This window comes from Herbiconiux daphne (assembly GCF_024979295.1).
GTDB lineage: Bacteria > Actinomycetota > Actinomycetes > Actinomycetales > Microbacteriaceae > Herbiconiux > Herbiconiux daphnes.
In genome coordinates, this window is record NZ_JANLCJ010000103.1 from 1 (window position 1) to 1304 (window position 1304).

Sequence of the window (1304 nt, forward strand, 5' to 3'; positions counted from 1 at the left end):
ATTTCATTTGCTCCAAAAAATTCTGGTAGTTCAGTTTCTTTTTTGCTTAAACTAATTAAAGCGTTTTTAATTTCTTTTTTATATCCAGCCCCTCAGTGTGAATAGACCATTAAGGTTTTGTCTTGCTTATCACTTCTAATTACGATTGCCATTCTTGCTCCCATTTTATTTTTCTCCTTGTAAATGTTTAATTGTTCCGTCTTGTGTTGTGATTATTACCATATATAGCCTACTGATATGAAACATTACATCTTCATTGATATTTCAACCATTAAATTGTCCCTTGATGTGTAATTTCAATTTATCATTTTCCTTATCAATAAAGAAAGCGAATTGGTTGAAATCAATATGTGTATATGCCACTGTCATCATATCATATTTATATTTACTTATGAAAGTAATGTGTGCTATGTCTTGTGTGTTTAGCAATTCCTTAAGTTGTTGTAATTCCATATTTCCATTTCCCGTGTTGCATTAATGTTTCAAAGATTACCCAACACTATCATTATATACTAAAATCTTTTTTCTTACAAATTATTTATAATAATATATGACTCTAAATCATTTCATCAAGTGTCAAGAGTGTTCTTATCTGACCAAATTAGTTCTATATTGTCATAATCAAATTGTTTGATTACCATTAGTTCTAAAACAGTAAAGTCAGTTGTGATTTCTTCTTTGCTGAATACATCAATTTCCCCACTAAGTTGTACCATTTTCTTTTTGATTCACTCTAGGTTATAACGATTTTCTTTAATCTCCGTTGGCGTTAAATAAAAATGGTTTTTGATTAGGGCTCAATAAATTTCTCTTAAGTTCATTATTTTACCACCTTAAATTGTCATTGTGCCATATTTAATTTATTCTTTGATACGAATGTAATATAACCAGTTTTGTTTTCCTTGTAGTAATTTAATTCAAGAAAAATTTCAACTCCTTCATCTCAACCACAATCTTTTTCCTGTGAGTATGTAGCATATTCATTTTCCATCAGTGTAAGTTTGTAATTGTTTTCCATTTTCGCTTTTGGATGAGTGGAGGCATTAAACAACTTCTTTCCGTTGTTTAATTTAATTGTGTCCAACCCATAGAATCTCATAAATGTTTGTATCTCATCATGATAATCAAATCTACCTTTGTGTTCTAATTTGCCATTGACAATAACCCCAATTTTAGTCCTGTGTTGTGATGTCATTTTCGCCCCCTAATTCAAGACCTATGATGTCTCCCAATCTTGCAGCATCCTTTTCAGTAATTAGATCATACTTGCCATTAGCCATTGATACCTGTTGTGGGTATTTGTC

The 1304-nt window shown here is 30.4% G+C and carries 1 protein-coding gene; it reads right to left on the reverse strand.

From position 1 onward, the window contains the following. Nucleotides 1-943 precede the first annotated feature (943 nt). Nucleotides 944-1195: a hypothetical protein gene (locus tag N1032_RS23295; RefSeq protein ID WP_259542727.1), complete on the reverse strand. Its 252-nt coding sequence runs from the start codon at nucleotides 1193-1195 to the stop codon at nucleotides 944-946. Nucleotides 1196-1304: the final 109 nt, after the last annotated feature.